Below are 15774 nucleotides of genomic sequence, written 5' to 3'. Positions count from 1 at the left end.
AGCTGAAAATTCAGCCTAAATCATAACTCAATCATATCAAAAATGGAATCTAAAAGCAAATTTTGCTTTAGCAAAACGTAACTCATGTTTAGACTTTTTTTGGGACATTTTCAATTTCGCTTGACATATTATTTTTTAGCTAAAATTTGGGGCAAATTAGCGACATTTATCAGACCGACAACATCATCAATGTGAACATTCTTAGTTTTCTTAGTTTTGGTAATCAGTAACACAACTGATTTACGTCCCGTTCTCATCTCATCTAGCAACATCTTTTCCGCCGTAAAAATCGACTCCGTTTGTGCGATAAACTTGACTAACGTTTGTGATTTTTGGATAATTTTCGTCACTGACGGATTTTCTGACTCCGTCAAAGCATGCGTAATGGCATTTGGTGTCACGATTTTTCTCATAACAACACCTGCTGTGTTAATTACTGGAAATTGCGTGTGATGATGATTTCTGACATGGCTGATTAAGGAAGCAAAATTATCAGATTCAATCACAAAAACAACTGGTGACGAGAAAAATTCCCCAACTGTCAGCGGCTTTGTTACCACATCATAAACGTGGGAAATCAAGGCAACCACTTCGGGCTGAATCACAAAATATCTATCAGCTTCCTTGTGCTGCAGCATATTTCTCATGTTATTAAATAATTCAAAATCAGTCGCAAACTCTTGGGCACCAGGAATATGGGCAATCATTTCATCCGTCAACTGTGACATGGGCATATATCGCCCTGTCCTGTTAAATTTTTTGTTGGCAAATGCCTCTAATTTTTTGTAAATCTCAATAAAATTTTCATTCATACTAAAAAAGCCTTTCGTTCTCTATTTTATACGCAAATACGTCTAAAAGCAACTAAAAAATTATCAGCTGACTGATTGAGTCGCTGATAATTTATTTATCTGTTATTTATTCCAAAGAGGAACTCCAAGATTTTTGTAATTTACGTGAAAATTGTGAAATGGCAAAATTAATAACAAAGTAAAGTAAGGCGACAAATCCGTATAACATAAAGACTTGTCCTGCTTGGAAATACTGTCCCATCAAGATTTGCGAGTTACCAAACAATTCTTGAAGTGCGATAACCGAATACAAAAACGATGTATCTTTAATAACCGTAACAAATTGTGAAATAATCGCTGGTAACATTTTGCGAATGGCTTGTGGCAAGACAATATTGGTCAAAATTTGCATATCGGTAAAGCCTTGTGACTTACCTGCTTCCGTTTGTCCTTCTGGTATGCCATTTAACCCACCACGAATAATTTCAGCAAGCGCTGCTGTCGTAAAAACGGTAAATGAGATGACGCCTGCTGGAACAGATTTGACTTGAAAAATCAAGAATATTACGAATATCCAAAGGAGATTGGGAACGTTTCTGACGACTTCAACATAGATACTTGCGATAAATTTCAAAAATGGATTTTTACCATTTCGCATGACTGCGAGAATTGTCCCGAAAATAGTTGACAAAACGATTGAAATCAAGGCAATGAAAAGTGTCAGGCCAAGACCCTGAAAGAGAAATTTGATATTAGTTGCTGTAAATACTTGTGCTGCTTCTTGGGCTAAGCTCATAATCTCTCCTTTCTAACCTACACTGTACGCATTCTTGTTTTTCTCCTCCATTCGACGCGCGAGCGTCGCCAAAGGAAAGCACAAGACGAAGTAAAGCGCACCAACACCGACAAAAGCTGGGATATAGCTCATGTTCATCGACGACCAAGATTTGGCGGTAAACATGAGGTCGGCACCAGAAATAATGGCGACCGTTGATGTGTTTTTGATGAGGTTGACGACTTGGTTGGTCAATGGTGGAAAAATCATGCGAACCGCCTGTGGCAAGATGATGATACGCATGGTATCGCCATAAGTAAAGCCTTGAGACTCTGCTGCCTCGGTCTGCCCCTTAGGTACGCCCTCAATACCTGAGCGGATAACTTCGGCAATGTAAGCACCATGATAAAGCCCGACACAGATGACAGCTGTCCAAAATGCCGAAAGGACGAGATATTTGTTTAAAAGTGGAAAGCCGTAGTAAATGACCATAAATTGAATCAATAACGGCGTATTCTGGTAAAATTCGACATAGACACGGCTAATGGCACGCAATAGTTTACTGCGCGTTGCTGAAAGCGATCCGAAGATTGCGCCTAGCACCATAGCCAAAATCAAAGCGCAGATAGCAATCTCTAGCGTGTAGAGAAAACCTTTGGCGAATTGACCGAAGTCTGCGAAGAATGCTTGCCAGCGTTCTAATGCAAAAGGACTCATATATGAATAAACCTTTCTTTCGTTTTTTAATGTTGTTTGGTGTGTTTAAGTTGCTAACACGCCGTTTCGCTTAGTTTTCGTTTGATAACGTTTTGTATCTAGTTCTCCAAAAACTATTTCGCTGTGGCATCTTTTAGATTATATTTATCTGTTAATTTCTTCAAACCACCGTCATCTTTCAAGTTATTGACTGTCTTATCAAGATAATCTGCGAGTTCTGTATTAGATTTTTTCGTTGCGATACCATATTCTTGTGGTGCAAATCCTTCGCCGAGAATTTCTGTTTTGTCATCAACATAGCCTGACAAGATTGATTTATCAACGGCAAATGCGTCTATACGTCCTGAGGTCAGGGCTGTTTTCAAAGTAGGATAATCTGCGAGTTCAGAGTATTTAAAAGAAATGCCTTCTTGTTTAGCAAGTGCTTCAAGTCCATCTTTAGTAGAAGAAGATTGCGCGACACCAATTGTCTTACCGTCCAAATCTTTAACATCCGTAAATCCTGATGCTTTATTAACCAAGAAACCTGCTTCATCCGTGAAATACGGTGTTGTGAAATTGTAAGATTTCTTGCGTTCATCTGTGATTGTGAATGTTGCAAGCACCGCATCAACTTGACCATTATCAAGTAATGGTCCACGCGTTTGGGCTGTGACTGGTACAAATTCAGCCTTGACACCTAAGTCTTTTGCGATTTCATTTGCGATGTCAATTTCGACACCAGTAAATTCATTGGTTTTTGGATCTTTATACCCAAAATTTGGCACATCTTGTTTGACACCAAAAACGATTTTACCTTTGTCTTTGATTTTGTCAGTTGCTGATTTTGAGTTGTCTTCTTTTGATGCCCCACAAGCTGCCAAGGTAACAACTGCGAAAGCTGTTGCGATAGCGGCTAAATATTTTACTGTCTTCTTCATAGTGGTAAGCTCCTTCTATTTTTCTAAAATGTAGTGGCAGGATTCCTCTAAAAACTCTTTTCGCGAAATCTTTGCTAAATTTTCAACAAAGCTGTGAAAAACTTAGCAAAGATTTCGACAAAAACGTTTTTTAGTTTCAGTCCTTAGTGATTGATAATCTTGCTAAGAAATTGCTTAGCGCGTGGTTCTTGCGGATTGTCAAAAAATCCTGCGACGTCAGTTGTGTCTTCCAAAATTTCGCCTTCTGCCATGAAAATGATGCGATCGGCAACTGAACGAGCAAAGCCCATTTCATGCGTGACGACAACCATATTCATACCATCTTTAGCGAGTCCTTGCATGACTGAGAGAACATCTCCGATTGTTTCAGGATCAAGCGCCGAGGTTGGTTCATCAAAAAGCAAAAGTTTTGGGGTCATAGCAAGTCCGCGAGCAATAGCGACACGTTGCTTTTGCCCCCCTGAAAGCTGTCCTGGAAAAGCATCTTTTTTATCCCACATATTGACAAATTTCAGGTATTTCTCAGCAATTTTTGTTGCCTCACGCAATTCCTGTTTGAGTACTTTCGTCGGTGCTAATGTCACATTTTCTAGCACCGTTTTGTGTGGATAAAGGTTGAAATGTTGGAAAACCATTCCGACTTCTTTACGAAGTTCAACCAAATCTTTCTTACTTGCATGATCTACATGATGACCATTGACAACAAGCTCGCCAGAATCAATACCTTCAAGGGCGTTAATCGTGCGAATCAGTGTCGATTTTCCTGATCCGGATGGGCCAAGCAACACAACAACTTGACCTTCTTCGATTGCCAAATCAATGTGCTTGAGCGCATGATACTCGCCGTAATACTTATCGACATTTTTAAATTCTATAAGCGGCATTTAAATCTCCTTATATTTTATTTTTCATGTTACAATTTGTAACATAGAACTATTTTATCACGTAGTATCTGAATTGTCAAACTATTTTTACGATTAAAATTTCTATTATACTTTATCAAACTGGAAAGCTAATAAAAGTAGCGTTTCGGAAAATGTGAAAAATTAAGTTTTCTTACGACATTTTTAGGCTTAATATGATTTGATTTTGTGATTGATTATCTAAAACTAACGTTTTGATTGCTGAATGTTGGAAAAAACGTTATAATTATAGCTAGATAACAGAGACTGAGAAGTAGACCAACAGCTAAATCAAAATTAGATTGTGTATAGCTACTTCCCCAAACTCTTTGCGACCTTGTCGCTCTAATCGCTAAAGGAGTAGCCGTGAAAAAAATACTTGTCGTTGATGACGAAAAACCAATTTCTGATATTGTCAAATTTAACTTAACTAAAGAAGGTTATGAGGTGCTGACTGCTTTTGATGGCGAGGAAGCACTTGAGGTTTTCGCTAATGAAAATCCTGATTTAATTTTGCTTGATTTGATGTTGCCCAAAAAAGATGGTCTTGAGGTTGCGCGTGAGATTCGCAAGTCCTCAGAAGTACCGATTATCATGGTTTCTGCTAAAGATAGTGAGTTTGATAAGGTTATCGGGCTTGAATTGGGAGCGGATGATTATGTGACTAAACCTTTTTCAAACCGTGAATTACTGGCGCGGATCAAGGCAAATTTGCGCCGTTCTGGCCTCGTTTTGGAAGGGGCGTCTGCTAACAATGATAAAAAAGAACTCCGCATTGGCGCGATTAACATTGCGCCAGAAAAATATGCGGCTTATAAAAATGATAAGCATATTGATTTGACCCACCGTGAATTTGAACTATTGCAATACTTGGCACAACATGTTGGCGAAGTCATGACACGTGAACATTTGCTTGAGACGGTGTGGGGATATGATTATTTTGGCGATGTGAGGACTGTTGACGTGACGATTCGGCGATTGCGAGAAAAGGTCGAGGACACACCAAGTCGCCCTGAATATGTGATGACACGGCGTGGTGTTGGCTATTATTTGAGTGACCCAAATGAAAAATAAACTCCCGATAACGAGTGGGATTTTGTTTAAAGCGGTAATATCGCATTTACTGCTTTTTTCAATCTTCTTTGCTTGGAATGCGCCTATTTTTCTGGCACATGAAGACTCGCTCATGCTTTTTTGCATTTTCTATCTTTTTTCGCTTGCCTTGACGATTTGGTTTAGTTTGCGAATCACGTTTGGCTTAAAGCAAATTTCAGATCAAATTGATGATTTTACTGAGAAAAACTATGCGGTTAGAAAGCAAATTCCTGGTCATACTGAAATCAATCTTCTTTATGAGAAAGTGGTTAATCTTGGCGAAAAAACGGAGCATGCTCAAGAAACGCTAGAATCGTCTAGTACACGTTTAAATGGTATTTTGACCTATATGACAGATGGTGTTATTGCAACGGATAGGCGGGGTAAGGTGGTGCTTGCTAATGCTTCTGCACTTAACTATCTAAATGTCAAAGAAAAAGATATTTTGTCGCGCAAAATTATTGACGCACTTGATATTGCAAGCGACTATACTTTTAGAGAGTTGCTCGAATCTGAGCCTGAGCTTATCATTGATTCACAAAATGCTATGGGTGAATTTACGACTTTGCGGATTAAATTTGCCTTGTTTCGGCGTGAATCTGGCTTTATTTCAGGGGTTGTGGCAGTTTTACACGATGTTACCGAGCAAGAGAAAAATGAGCGTGAACGTCGTCTCTTTGTTTCCAACGTTTCTCATGAGTTGCGCACGCCATTGACCTCGGTTAAATCTTATCTTGAGACACTTGATGAGGGTGCTATTACCGATTCTGACCTAGCACCAAACTTTGTTAAGGTTTCACTCAAGGAAACTGATCGGATGATTCGGATGATTCAAGATTTGGTCATCTTGTCACGGATGGATTCTGATAAGATTGTTTTGGAAAAGGAAGTGATTAACTTTGTTGCTTTTCTCCATTTTCAACTTAATCGTTTTGATCAAATTGTCGGGCATAGTGATAAGAATACTAAGCAGTTCAAGATTGTTCGAAAAATTCCCTTGCAACCTGTTTGGATGGAAATTGATACGGACAAGATGAGTCAAGTGATTGATAACTTGATGAATAATGCCATTAAATATAGTCCTGATGGCGGCAAAATCACGGTAAGTTTGGAGCTAACCAATACGCAAGTTTTACTGCGCATTTCTGATGAAGGAATAGGCATTCCTAAAAAGGATTTACCAAAGATTTTCGACCGTTTCTATCGTGTAGATAAGGCGCGAAGCCGTGAGCAGGGTGGATCTGGGCTGGGTCTTTCAATTGTACGTGATATTATCAAGATGCACAATGGCTTTGTTTGGGCGAAATCTGACGGTAAAACAGGCACGACTTTTACAATTGTTTTACCTTACGCACCACTTGGAAGCGATGCGACTTCTGATGTTGATGATTGGTCAGAGGAAAAGCAATAGAATTGCGACTATATTTATATCATTTTAAACAAAAACTAATTATATAATTAAAAGGAAAAATAAATTGGCAGAAAAAACTGGGTTTAAATATAGCATTTTATCAAGTGGATCAAGTGGTAATGTGACTTATATCGAGACGGCTGAGCGCAAGATTTTAGTTGATGCGGGACTTTCGGGTAAGAAAATCGAGGGTTTAATGAATGAGATTGGCCGATCCTTGCATGACGTTGATAGTTTGCTTGTGACCCATGAACACAAGGATCATGTGGCTGGGCTGGGCGTTCTGGCGCGTAAATACAAGATGAATGTTTTTGCTAATGCTGACACTTGGACGGCGATTGGTGAGTCGTGCGGTAAGATTGATGTCACTCAAAAACATGTTTTTGATATGGGGAAAATGCTGACCTTTGGTGATATTGACGTTGAAAGTTTTGGGGTTAGCCATGATGCGGCAGCGCCACAATTTTATAAGTTTATGAAAGACGGTAAGAGTTTTGTCATGTTGACAGATACTGGTTATGTCAGCGATCGCGTGCGTGGGACGATTGAAAATGCTGATGCCTATCTTATGGAAAGCAACCACGATGTTGAAATTTTGCGTATGGGTAGCTATCCTTGGCGACTCAAACAGCGTATTTTGTCAGATAAAGGGCATTTGTCAAACGAGGACGGCGCACGCTCGGCACTTTCGGTCATTGGCAAGCAGACAAAAAAAATCCTGCTCGGTCACCGAAGTCAGGAAAATAATCTCAAAGAACTTGCGCATATGACAATGGAAAATACTTTGTTACAGCATGATATTGATACGAAAAATGTCGTCAAAGTACTTGATACGAGCCATATTGAGGCTAGTCCTTTGTATAATATTTGAAATTTATTAAACAGCTACTTTTTTATGAAAGTAGCTGTTTTGGTATTTATCAAAAAATCTCGCCACAGACGAGATTAGATAAAAACTGAGACTGCCATTGCAACTGCAGTAAAAATGGTCAAAATCAGCATGAGCCAAACGATAATCATGACGACTTTTTGAAAAGTCGATTTTTGTTCTTTTTTATAAGCCATAGTCAATATTTTACCGCAAAATGAGAGATTTTTCAAGCGTTGCGTGGAAGTATTTTGGGATTTGTGGGAAATGGGTGGTTTTTATTATTTAAAAGTCTTAGCTAACTTAATGGAAGAACTTCTTATAAGTGATAAACATCAACTAAGGCAATTTAGTAAAAATAAATTTGGCATCTTCTGAGCGTCCTTTTTTTATTTTTATCTCTTGATTTTTCATAATTTTAATGGTTTGACTTAGTTTTTCAGCATTAAATTCATAAGATGTTACACTTGAACTTGCACTAAATTCACTAACTGTTGACTTATCCGTTTCTACTCTCAATGATGTAACATCTATAGTTGCTGGGCCAGGTTTCTGCGTTTTCAAGCCTTCTTGTATAAACTCGCCTTGATAGACAACCTCATACTCTCCTTCTGGAATTTGAATATCAGAAAAATATGAGCCATTATGAAGCAATTCAAACTGTTCATCTGAAGTTTTGACACTTGAAAATTCTGCTGGTTTGAGTTCCACAACTGCATTTGAATTAAAAGAGAATTCTTGTCCTTTCATAAAATACTGTCCCAATAAAGTAAAGCCTACAAGTGGCAAACCTGGTACCAAGAAATCATTATCCCCACTGACAGTATTGATGTCATAATACCCTGATTCATTGACTGAAAAAGTCTGACTTTCACCAGAATCATTTACAAAGGTTTGCGCCACACCTTTATTCGTTAAAGGTTTTAATAGTTCTGCTTCGCTTTGAGACCTTTTGAAAACAAACACACCGCCACCTAATAGCACGATTAGAAAGCCTATTAATAATAATTTTCTTTTCATCACTCTACTCCTCACTTTAAGTCATCTAATGCGATAACTTCGTCAACATGGTCATAGATAGTCGCATCATGTGTCGCAAATATAACAACCGATTCAGGTGTTAATAACGACAACAACAAGTCTCGAATTTCTACACCTATATCCTTGTCTAACGCACCAGTCGGCTCATCTGCAAGTATTATCCTAGACTGTTTCAAAACCAGTCTAGCAATCGCTACACGTTGCGCCTGACCGCCTGATAGTTCATATATTTTTGATGTCAAATGTTCATCTAACAGACCAACTTTTTCTAAGGCTTGTTTCTGCTTGACAACATCTTTTTCAATCATTTTTAAATTACTAGAAACAGTTTCATCCTCAACTAACGCATAATTTTGAAAAACATAACCTAATTCATTTTTAAAATATGACTTTTCTCGACTCTCCCAGATATTTTTGCCATTCAGCAGAATTTGACCTGAAGTCATTTTTTCTAACCGCGCAATACCATTTAAAAGTGTTGTTTTTCCGCTACCAGATGCGCCAACCAGTGCATATGATTTCCCTGTTTCAAAAACTAAATTAACATTTTCAAAAATATTGTTCTTACCAAATTTTTTACTAACATTTTGAAGTTCAATCATAGTATTTCTCCTTTCAAGATAGATAGACGTTTTTTCTTAAATTGATAAGCAGCTACTAACATCACTAAAATAACCATTAAAAGATATGATGTACCCGATAATAACACCATATTTAGATTTGCACCTTTATAAACTGCAAATGCTAATCCTGAAAAAATAGCCACAACAAGTAAACAGAAAATTTTTAAATAGTCTATTTTTGGCGATATGCCAAAAAGTTGACTGACACAAATTTTTTGAGCTTTTAATGCCAAACGTAACTTAACAAATTCAAATAAAACAACAATTTGTGCCACAAACAATGCAATACTTGTAAAAATCGCTCGTTTCATCTGACTAGTTGATTCTTTTTGATAATTCTCCAAAATATCAAAAGCGTTTGAAAAATTCAAGATTTCTCCTTGTACAACAGAATTTTTAATCGCAGCGGGTAATTTATCTTGGCGGTACAAGCCTTGTTGAAAATTATCGCTCAAAGCCCATGTTGCTTTAGTATTATGAGGAAACTTCTTGACATTATATTGTGCAATCACACAATCTTCTGCAATAACTTCGAGTTGTTCTCGATTGGTTATCTCACTTAAAATAGGCACAAACATTTTGAAATCATTTGAAATAATCTTTACCTCAAAATCTTCTTCTGTTAAACCTGAATCAACAAAATGACTTGTTATCGGCGGTAAAATCTCCGCTTGTGATGCCCGATATTTTTCTGGAATATAAACAGTTACTGCCTTGTTATTTGTGAAAATCGTCGCATTATCTTCGATAAGTTCTTGACTTAATTTCACAACATAAGGACTGACTTGCCAAATTTTAGCAATCCATTTGCTTTGTAAGTCAACTATTTTTCCTGGATTTTTAAAATCTTCAGCTGGTGTCGTTTCGCCGTCTATCTGAAGAAAGTCAATATCATCTGGACGTTCTAAAAACAGTTCATCATCATCTGAAAAACTATCATAAAAGTCTTGCCAACCCAATACATAGGCAGTCAAAGCCTTTTTTCGTGCCTCTTCTTCCTCTTTGGTTTGTTGTTGTTCTGGCATATTCATCATTAGCTCTGAAAATTTGACATCTAATTTACTGAAGTCTGAAATTTTTTCCCATTTTTTCAAAGCAATTTGACGATTTTGTGCTAAATCATATTCTTCCTTAGCTTGACTGATAACTTGTGTCATCGTGCCAATACTTAAAGCAATAATAAGCAACCACAAATAGTTAAAAGGCTTATTGACAATTTTATTCTTTAAAATACCACTAATTTGACTTGTGCGGATAAAACTCCAAAAAAGAAATTGGACAAACAAGTAAACAAGCAACACACTTGCCAAAATAAAAGCTAATAAGAAGATGAAACTTGTCAGCAACATCGTACCCGAATAGTTCGAAAGCGCTATCACTAACAAACTCCAACATACAAAACTGAAAAGTAACGATAGTAATTCAACGGTTATCGCTATCACTTTCACACCCAAGGTACGAGCTATCATAGCTTTCTTGACCTTAGCCATTTTCAAAGCATAAATCGTTACGGCAAATAGAAGTAAACTCATATAAAAAGTAGTCGTTCTGATTGTCCACCCAAGAAATAAATCGCCCACAACCCCTTGCCAACCTGTCGGTGCTATGACAGACTTAACTTTTATCTTTTCTAAGCTATCAAGTGACTTTTGGCTCATCTTACCTTCGATAAAATACTCACCAATAAGCGGTAATGCCTCTAAAGTCTCACTATTTTTTGTCCAACGTTCCTTAGAAGTTTTCGGAAGTTGTCCAAAAACAAAGCCTTTACTCTCGCCTTTATCAACAACACTGCGATAAAGACGAAGATTATCGTTTTCGGCAATCTGCTCAAGTGTGCCATAAAAATTGTTACTATCTGTCGAAACTTCACTCACATACAGAATATTTTGACTTGGAAATGGTATCTCTCCAGTCTTGAATAATCCCATCTGCCCAAAAGCTAACGCAACAAATATACCAGTAAATAAGAACAGAGCGATAAATCGCCCTGTAAGCTGTTTGCTTAATTTAGCCATCGATTAAAAAGCATAATAGGCACATTTTGCCGTGAAACCATTAGGGTCATTCCAAGCACGCTTAGCATCTGCTTTTGCCCAACCATAGTTTTTCTGATCAGCCGCAACTGCTTTATTAGGCCAATTTTTACTGTACAACACTGCAAAACTACCATAAGGATTTGTTTCCACATAGTAATGCGAATAATCAGTCGTTCCATCTGAACCATATTTCCAGGTATCAACAATTGGGTCAGGCGCTGGATGTGATGTTGTAGCAGCGGCAGTAACTGCGCCACCTGCTAACGCAAGAAAAATTCCTGCACTCAAAATAATTTTTTTCATGGTTAATCTCCTCCATTTTTAAGACTGAGCAATAACATATAGGTTAGGTGTCAGTCAGAGATAATTTGTAACAGATAAACAATATTATCTTTATGATTTCGCTAGATAATTTCCAAAATGCTTATAAACAACAGCCATAAAAGATTGTATACGACTCTTTCAATCAGGTTGTCTAAAACAATTTGCGTAAACTTCTCTAACTGAGACATTAGTATCAAATTTATTTGCAACTAAATTCGATACTGACAAAGAACAAGCGATAACCACTCTAAAGATAGCAGAAATTTTTGTTCTTTGTCGGTGCAAATCGTCCGAACTAACTTACAAGATTAATTTTACCAAAAAATATCCCCTAATCCTAGAGTTGTTAATCCGCAACCGTTGTTGATTAACAACTTTTCGTTTTAGCCTATTTATTTTGATAAAATGAATTCAAGGTTAATATTTAGTCTTTTTAATTATTGATAATTTACTCTTAAATCAATCGTAAATCTTTCTTAAGTCGGTTGAAAACAAATGTTTTACTAAAAATTATGTGTATAGTAGCTAAAATAGTAACGGATTATCTCAGTCTAAAAGAAAGGAGGAAGTCTATCATGCGTCTTCTTTGTAGTATGTTTTTCCAATGGCTTTAATAAACTTTAAAATCTACCTATTCCCCAATGATTAGGTGGATTTTTTATTCATAATTAGTCATAAGCATCTCAACACGATCAGCTAAGACTTGTAAATCAAAAGCTTTCAAAAATTCAATATCTTTTTTAATTTCTGCTAATGCTTCGGCTTTCCCTTCTTGTCGATATTGCCCAATTTTTTTAAAAATATGAAAGAAAATCTTTTCTTTCACATCCAATGGTGTGAGTAATTTTTCAAGCTCTTTTTCAAATTCTTCTGCATAGTAGTATTTGCCATGTAAAATCATATGGCAATAAAGATTGATTAACGCCTCTTTAACCATAAACGCATTATAAGCCAAAACTTTATACAACTTATCCCTTTTTATCATCTCTTTTCCCAAGTCACGAGCTAAATCTATGTCCAAGGCCTCCAAACACAAACTAAAAATGTTTACCTCAAATATTGTCCAATTTTCAATATTTGTCAAATATTTATCAATAAACTCTGTATCTTTTGAGGTAAGCAGATTTTCAGTTGTTATATCTCGAATGGCACATTTGACAATAACATTAAAGAGCTTTTTATCTGTTCTTCGAGGACTTGCTATAATCATGCTACGAAGTCCTTCTGCATCGCAATTGAACATGTAACTTTGGAACTCATTACCAAATTTACGCAAAATCCCCGTATCATAATTCCCCTTTGACGTGAAAAATTCACTTGGTGTCATATTGATACCTTCGATTGCGTACACAAGTGCTTCCGCTGATAACATAGCTAAACCATTTTCAAATCGTGAAACTTGACCCTTGTCAAGATAGTCACTTTCAATATCATTGAGACTATACCCTCGTGATACCCGCTTTTCTCGGTAAAAAGTACCTAAGTCTTGCAATTCTGACATTTTATATCTCCTTATATCTAATTGTCAATAGCAAAGTAAGTCATAAATAGTCAAGAGTGAGAATAAGAGTAGTTAATAAGCACAGATAGCACTACCTACTACCTACTACCTACTACCTACTACCTACTACCTACTACCTACTACCTACTACCTACTACCTACTACCTACTACTAGTATAACATTTTCAGCGTTACTTGTCAAAAAAATTCATAATATTTTGTCATTTTCTCCTTTATTAAATTCCCTCTCTTTCACACAAGATATTTTCCTTGTCATCAATAAAGTGCTATAATTAAAGTATCAAAAAGATTTGAGTTTATGGGGGTGCATGATGAAAGGCAATCAAATTAATGGGCAACTTGTTACTGAAAAAGACTTGTTGGCGCTTGGGTATCGCAAGTATTATGGTAAAGATTTGGATATTTATTATAATCAAGCGATTTGTGCGCATGTTGGTAATTGTGTACGTGGGGATTCTGGCGTTTTTGAGGTTGGGCGTAAACCATGGATTATTGCGGATAATGGCGAGTCTGCTGACCATTCGATTGCTGTTGTCGACTCTTGTCCAAGTGGTGCTTTGAAGTGGGTGCGCCATGATTCCTAATTTTATGCTAAGTTAATTCTAATAATGAAGAAGAAAATTGTTCAAGTAATCGGCGAGCTTACCATGTTAGGTGGCATTTATGTGGCTGTGATGTTGGGGTTGATTTTCAGTGGGACACACTATCAAGCTGAGCAAAACGCTGATACTTTGCTTGTTTTAGGCGCTGAGGTTCGTGGCAATTCGGCTGAGACTGCCTATCCTTCGCCTGTTTTAAAGGAACGGTTGAATGCAGCGCTTGGCTACATTGCCAAAAATCCTAAGACGACGATTATCGTTTGTGGCGGACAAGGTAAGGATGCGCCGATTTCTGAGGCAAGCTGTATGGCAAAGTATCTGAGCGCAAATGGCGTGCCTAGAAGTCAGATTTTGCTTGAGGATAAGTCTGGCCGAACGCAAGAGAATATTGAAAATGCCAAGAAATTGATACCGCTAAAAAAGGTTGTGATTGTGACCAGTGATTTTCATGCTTATCGGGCGAAAATGCTTGCCAAGCGGACTGGCATTAAAACGGTGAGTCTTGTTCCTGCGATTTCAAGGACAGGTCAGACGATTAATATGTATGGCAGAGAAATTTTCGCATTGGGGAAAGGTTTGATTTTTGATTGGTAGTTTCGATTAGAAATAAAGGAGAGTTTAATGGCAAATTTTACATTTGAAGATCAGGGAAATCAAATTGTGTTGCTAGATTCAACGATTGGCGAACAAGTTGGGGAAATTGCGTTTTTGGAGAGTGAGAACACTTTGATTATTGTGCATACTGGAGTTGAACCCAATTATCGGCATCAAGGTTTGGCTGAGCAACTTGTTTTTCAAGTTGTTGAAAAGGCACGACAAGAAGGCAAGAAAATTTTCCCGATTTGTCCTTTTGCTAAGAAAGAATTTGATGAGAAAGCTGATTATGCGGATGTTTTGCAGGTAGATGATTAGTTAAATGCTCACTTTGACTTATTTGTCAAAGTGGGCGTTTTTTATTATCTCAAAAAGGCTTGCCAAAATCGGCAAGCCTTTATTTTATTAAGTTTATCTAGTCATTATGCTTTGTTTGCAGAACCGAAAACGTCAATACGTTCTTCGACTGCTGCTTGAACGGCATCAATACCTGGTTTGAGGAATTTACGTGGGTCAAAGAGTTTTTTAGCTTCGTATTCAGCTTCATTGGCTTCGTAATCTTTTGCAAATTGACGTGTTGCAGCTGCGAAAGCTTGTTGACTTTCAGTATTCACATTGACTTTAGCAACACCAAGTTTGATTGCTGCACGAATTTGGTCGTCAGGAATACCTGAACCACCGTGAAGAACGATTGGGAATCCTGGAACAGCCTCAGTGAGTTTTTTAAGATGATCCAAGTCAAGACCTGCCCAGTTAGCTGGGTAAGGACCGTGGATGTTACCGATACCAGCCGCAAGGAAATCAATACCTGTTTTAACCATGGCAACAGCATCCTCGATTGGTGCTAATTCGCCCGCACCAACGATACCATCTTCTTCTCCACCGATTGTCCCAACTTCAGCTTCGACAGAAATACCTTTAGCATGTGCAAGCGCAACGACTTCTTTCGTTTTTTCAAGGTTTTCTGCGATTGGCAAATGAGAACCGTCAAACATCAACGATGTGTAACCAACTTCGATACATTCAAGCGCATCTTCATAATGACCATGGTCAAGGTGAATCGCAACTGGAACTGTGATGTTCATTGACTCAACAAGGTTTTCGATGATATATTTAGCTGTTTTATAGCCACCCATATATTTACCAGCACCCATCGAAGTCTGAATAAGAACTGGTGCTTTTTTAGCTTCTGCTGCACGCAAGATAGCTTGTGTCCACTCCAAGTTGTTTGTGTTAAATCCACCGATTGCATAGCCGTTTTCACGAGCTGCTGCAACGAATTTTTCTGCTGAAACGATAGCCATTTTTAAATGTCCTCCAAATATTTTTAAGACTTCTCTAAAATTAAGGTTTAGAGATAGCCTTGACACACTTATTATATCACTTTGTGAAATAATATTCAAGTATAACTGTTTATATTTTCTAATTTTATCATTCGAAAGTGATAATGTCCTAAGTAGGTCGAAACATAAAATGTCCCAAATGTTAAACTAAGACTTATGAAAAGGATATTACTCACTGTGAATGAATTGAAAAAGTATCGTGTTATCAAG

Annotated in this window: 18 protein-coding genes; 6 read left to right on the top strand and 12 right to left on the bottom strand. The window is 37.4% G+C overall.

Features of this window, described 5'->3' with window-relative positions; all coding sequences use genetic code 11:
* Positions 1 to 128: 128 nt before the first annotated feature.
* The 5 genes from Hs30E_RS08310 to Hs30E_RS08290 form a co-directional block, all read right to left on the bottom strand.
* Positions 129 to 812: a hypothetical protein gene (locus tag Hs30E_RS08310; RefSeq protein ID WP_172209495.1), complete on the bottom strand. Its 684-nt coding sequence runs from the start codon at positions 810 to 812 to the stop codon at positions 129 to 131.
* Between the two features lie 106 nt (positions 813 to 918).
* A complete protein-coding gene (locus Hs30E_RS08305) occupies positions 919 to 1587 on the bottom strand; it encodes an amino acid ABC transporter permease (protein ID WP_172209494.1) in 669 nt (222 codons plus the stop codon).
* 12 nt (positions 1588 to 1599) lie between these two features.
* Positions 1600 to 2283, bottom strand: a complete 684-nt coding sequence (locus tag Hs30E_RS08300) for an amino acid ABC transporter permease (protein ID WP_172209493.1) — start codon at positions 2281 to 2283, stop codon at positions 1600 to 1602.
* A 113-nt stretch (positions 2284 to 2396) separates the two neighbouring features.
* On the bottom strand, positions 2397 to 3203 hold the full coding sequence (locus tag Hs30E_RS08295; RefSeq protein ID WP_172209492.1) for a transporter substrate-binding domain-containing protein: 807 nt from the start codon (positions 3201 to 3203) through the stop codon (positions 2397 to 2399).
* Positions 3204 to 3346: 143 nt separating this feature from the next.
* Positions 3347 to 4087, bottom strand: a complete 741-nt coding sequence (locus Hs30E_RS08290; protein ID WP_172209491.1) for an amino acid ABC transporter ATP-binding protein — start codon at positions 4085 to 4087, stop codon at positions 3347 to 3349.
* 384 nt (positions 4088 to 4471) lie between these two features.
* Here Hs30E_RS08290 and yycF point away from each other — a divergent pair, with 384 nt between their 5' ends.
* From yycF to Hs30E_RS08275, 3 genes are all read left to right on the top strand, one after another.
* Positions 4472 to 5179, top strand: a complete 708-nt coding sequence (gene yycF, locus Hs30E_RS08285) for a response regulator YycF (protein ID WP_172209490.1) — start codon at positions 4472 to 4474, stop codon at positions 5177 to 5179.
* Entirely contained in the window at positions 5169 to 6611 is a 1443-nt protein-coding gene (locus tag Hs30E_RS08280) for an ATP-binding protein (RefSeq protein WP_172209489.1), read from the top strand. The genes yycF and Hs30E_RS08280 overlap by 11 nt, the downstream gene beginning before the upstream one ends.
* A gap of 64 nt (positions 6612 to 6675) precedes the next feature.
* Entirely contained in the window at positions 6676 to 7482 is an 807-nt protein-coding gene (locus Hs30E_RS08275) for an MBL fold metallo-hydrolase (protein WP_172209488.1), read from the top strand.
* Positions 7483 to 7556: 74 nt separating this feature from the next.
* Here Hs30E_RS08275 and Hs30E_RS08270 read toward each other — a convergent pair whose 3' ends face one another.
* The 6 genes from Hs30E_RS08270 to Hs30E_RS08245 all read right to left on the bottom strand — a co-directional run bounded on the left by Hs30E_RS08270 (position 7557) and on the right by Hs30E_RS08245 (position 13007).
* Complete coding sequence (locus tag Hs30E_RS08270; protein ID WP_172209487.1) at positions 7557 to 7676, bottom strand: DUF4044 domain-containing protein; 120 nt, start codon at positions 7674 to 7676, stop codon at positions 7557 to 7559.
* A gap of 142 nt (positions 7677 to 7818) precedes the next feature.
* Positions 7819 to 8499, bottom strand: a complete 681-nt coding sequence (locus tag Hs30E_RS08265) for a hypothetical protein (protein ID WP_172209486.1) — start codon at positions 8497 to 8499, stop codon at positions 7819 to 7821.
* A gap of 11 nt (positions 8500 to 8510) precedes the next feature.
* Positions 8511 to 9122 (bottom strand): ATP-binding cassette domain-containing protein, encoded by a 612-nt coding sequence (locus Hs30E_RS08260; RefSeq protein WP_172209485.1) that lies wholly within the window; start codon positions 9120 to 9122, stop codon positions 8511 to 8513.
* Positions 9119 to 11161 carry a hypothetical protein gene (locus Hs30E_RS08255; protein WP_172209484.1) on the bottom strand — a complete coding sequence of 681 codons (2043 nt, stop codon included), beginning with the start codon at positions 11159 to 11161 and terminating at the stop codon, positions 9119 to 9121. The genes Hs30E_RS08260 and Hs30E_RS08255 overlap by 4 nt, the downstream gene beginning before the upstream one ends.
* Positions 11162 to 11164: 3 nt before the next feature.
* Entirely contained in the window at positions 11165 to 11485 is a 321-nt protein-coding gene (locus Hs30E_RS08250; protein WP_172209483.1) for a hypothetical protein, read from the bottom strand.
* A gap of 679 nt (positions 11486 to 12164) precedes the next feature.
* On the bottom strand, positions 12165 to 13007 hold the full coding sequence (locus Hs30E_RS08245) for an Rgg/GadR/MutR family transcriptional regulator (protein ID WP_172209482.1): 843 nt from the start codon (positions 13005 to 13007) through the stop codon (positions 12165 to 12167).
* A 332-nt stretch (positions 13008 to 13339) separates the two neighbouring features.
* Between Hs30E_RS08245 and Hs30E_RS08240 the strand changes: the two genes are divergently transcribed.
* The 3 genes from Hs30E_RS08240 to Hs30E_RS08230 are packed head-to-tail and all read left to right on the top strand — an operon-like array spanning position 13340 to position 14539.
* Positions 13340 to 13612 carry a (4Fe-4S)-binding protein gene (locus Hs30E_RS08240; protein ID WP_172209481.1) on the top strand — a complete coding sequence of 91 codons (273 nt, stop codon included), beginning with the start codon at positions 13340 to 13342 and terminating at the stop codon, positions 13610 to 13612.
* Between the two features lie 24 nt (positions 13613 to 13636).
* Positions 13637 to 14221, top strand: coding sequence for a YdcF family protein (locus Hs30E_RS08235; protein WP_172209480.1), 585 nt, complete (start codon positions 13637 to 13639; stop codon positions 14219 to 14221).
* A 27-nt stretch (positions 14222 to 14248) separates the two neighbouring features.
* The gene (locus Hs30E_RS08230) at positions 14249 to 14539 is read left to right on the top strand and encodes a GNAT family N-acetyltransferase (RefSeq protein WP_172209479.1); all 291 of its coding nucleotides are present in this window, start codon (positions 14249 to 14251) and stop codon (positions 14537 to 14539) included.
* A gap of 104 nt (positions 14540 to 14643) precedes the next feature.
* Here Hs30E_RS08230 and Hs30E_RS08225 read toward each other — a convergent pair whose 3' ends face one another.
* Entirely contained in the window at positions 14644 to 15525 is an 882-nt protein-coding gene (locus Hs30E_RS08225) for a class II fructose-bisphosphate aldolase (RefSeq protein WP_172209478.1), read from the bottom strand.
* Positions 15526 to 15774: the final 249 nt, after the last annotated feature.

Source organism: Pseudolactococcus hodotermopsidis (assembly GCF_011170085.1).
In the GTDB taxonomy this organism is placed as follows: Bacteria; Bacillota; Bacilli; order Lactobacillales; family Streptococcaceae; genus Pseudolactococcus; species Pseudolactococcus hodotermopsidis.
This window is presented reverse-complemented; position numbering and strand designations above follow the sequence as displayed.

Excerpts from the sequence above, each read along its gene's own strand:
- Hs30E_RS08230 (WP_172209479.1), top strand. The coding sequence starts at position 14,249 with ATGGCAAATTTTACATTTGAAGATCAGGGAAATCAAATTGTGTTGCTA.
- Hs30E_RS08240 (WP_172209481.1), top strand. The coding sequence starts at position 13,340 with ATGAAAGGCAATCAAATTAATGGGCAACTTGTTACTGAAAAAGACTTG.
- Hs30E_RS08250 (WP_172209483.1), bottom strand. The coding sequence starts at position 11,485 with ATGAAAAAAATTATTTTGAGTGCAGGAATTTTTCTTGCGTTAGCAGGT.
- Hs30E_RS08260 (WP_172209485.1), bottom strand. The coding sequence starts at position 9,122 with ATGATTGAACTTCAAAATGTTAGTAAAAAATTTGGTAAGAACAATATT.
- Hs30E_RS08295 (WP_172209492.1), bottom strand. The coding sequence starts at position 3,203 with ATGAAGAAGACAGTAAAATATTTAGCCGCTATCGCAACAGCTTTCGCA.
- Hs30E_RS08225 (WP_172209478.1), bottom strand. The coding sequence starts at position 15,525 with ATGGCTATCGTTTCAGCAGAAAAATTCGTTGCAGCAGCTCGTGAAAAC.
- Hs30E_RS08290 (WP_172209491.1), bottom strand. The coding sequence starts at position 4,087 with ATGCCGCTTATAGAATTTAAAAATGTCGATAAGTATTACGGCGAGTAT.
- Hs30E_RS08280 (WP_172209489.1), top strand. The coding sequence starts at position 5,169 with ATGAAAAATAAACTCCCGATAACGAGTGGGATTTTGTTTAAAGCGGTA.
- Hs30E_RS08270 (WP_172209487.1), bottom strand. The coding sequence starts at position 7,676 with ATGGCTTATAAAAAAGAACAAAAATCGACTTTTCAAAAAGTCGTCATG.
- Hs30E_RS08300 (WP_172209493.1), bottom strand. The coding sequence starts at position 2,283 with ATGAGTCCTTTTGCATTAGAACGCTGGCAAGCATTCTTCGCAGACTTC.
- Hs30E_RS08245 (WP_172209482.1), bottom strand. The coding sequence starts at position 13,007 with ATGTCAGAATTGCAAGACTTAGGTACTTTTTACCGAGAAAAGCGGGTA.
- Hs30E_RS08235 (WP_172209480.1), top strand. The coding sequence starts at position 13,637 with ATGAAGAAGAAAATTGTTCAAGTAATCGGCGAGCTTACCATGTTAGGT.
- Hs30E_RS08265 (WP_172209486.1), bottom strand. The coding sequence starts at position 8,499 with ATGAAAAGAAAATTATTATTAATAGGCTTTCTAATCGTGCTATTAGGT.
- Hs30E_RS08305 (WP_172209494.1), bottom strand. The coding sequence starts at position 1,587 with ATGAGCTTAGCCCAAGAAGCAGCACAAGTATTTACAGCAACTAATATC.
- Hs30E_RS08310 (WP_172209495.1), bottom strand. The coding sequence starts at position 812 with ATGAATGAAAATTTTATTGAGATTTACAAAAAATTAGAGGCATTTGCC.
- Hs30E_RS08255 (WP_172209484.1), bottom strand. The coding sequence starts at position 11,161 with ATGGCTAAATTAAGCAAACAGCTTACAGGGCGATTTATCGCTCTGTTC.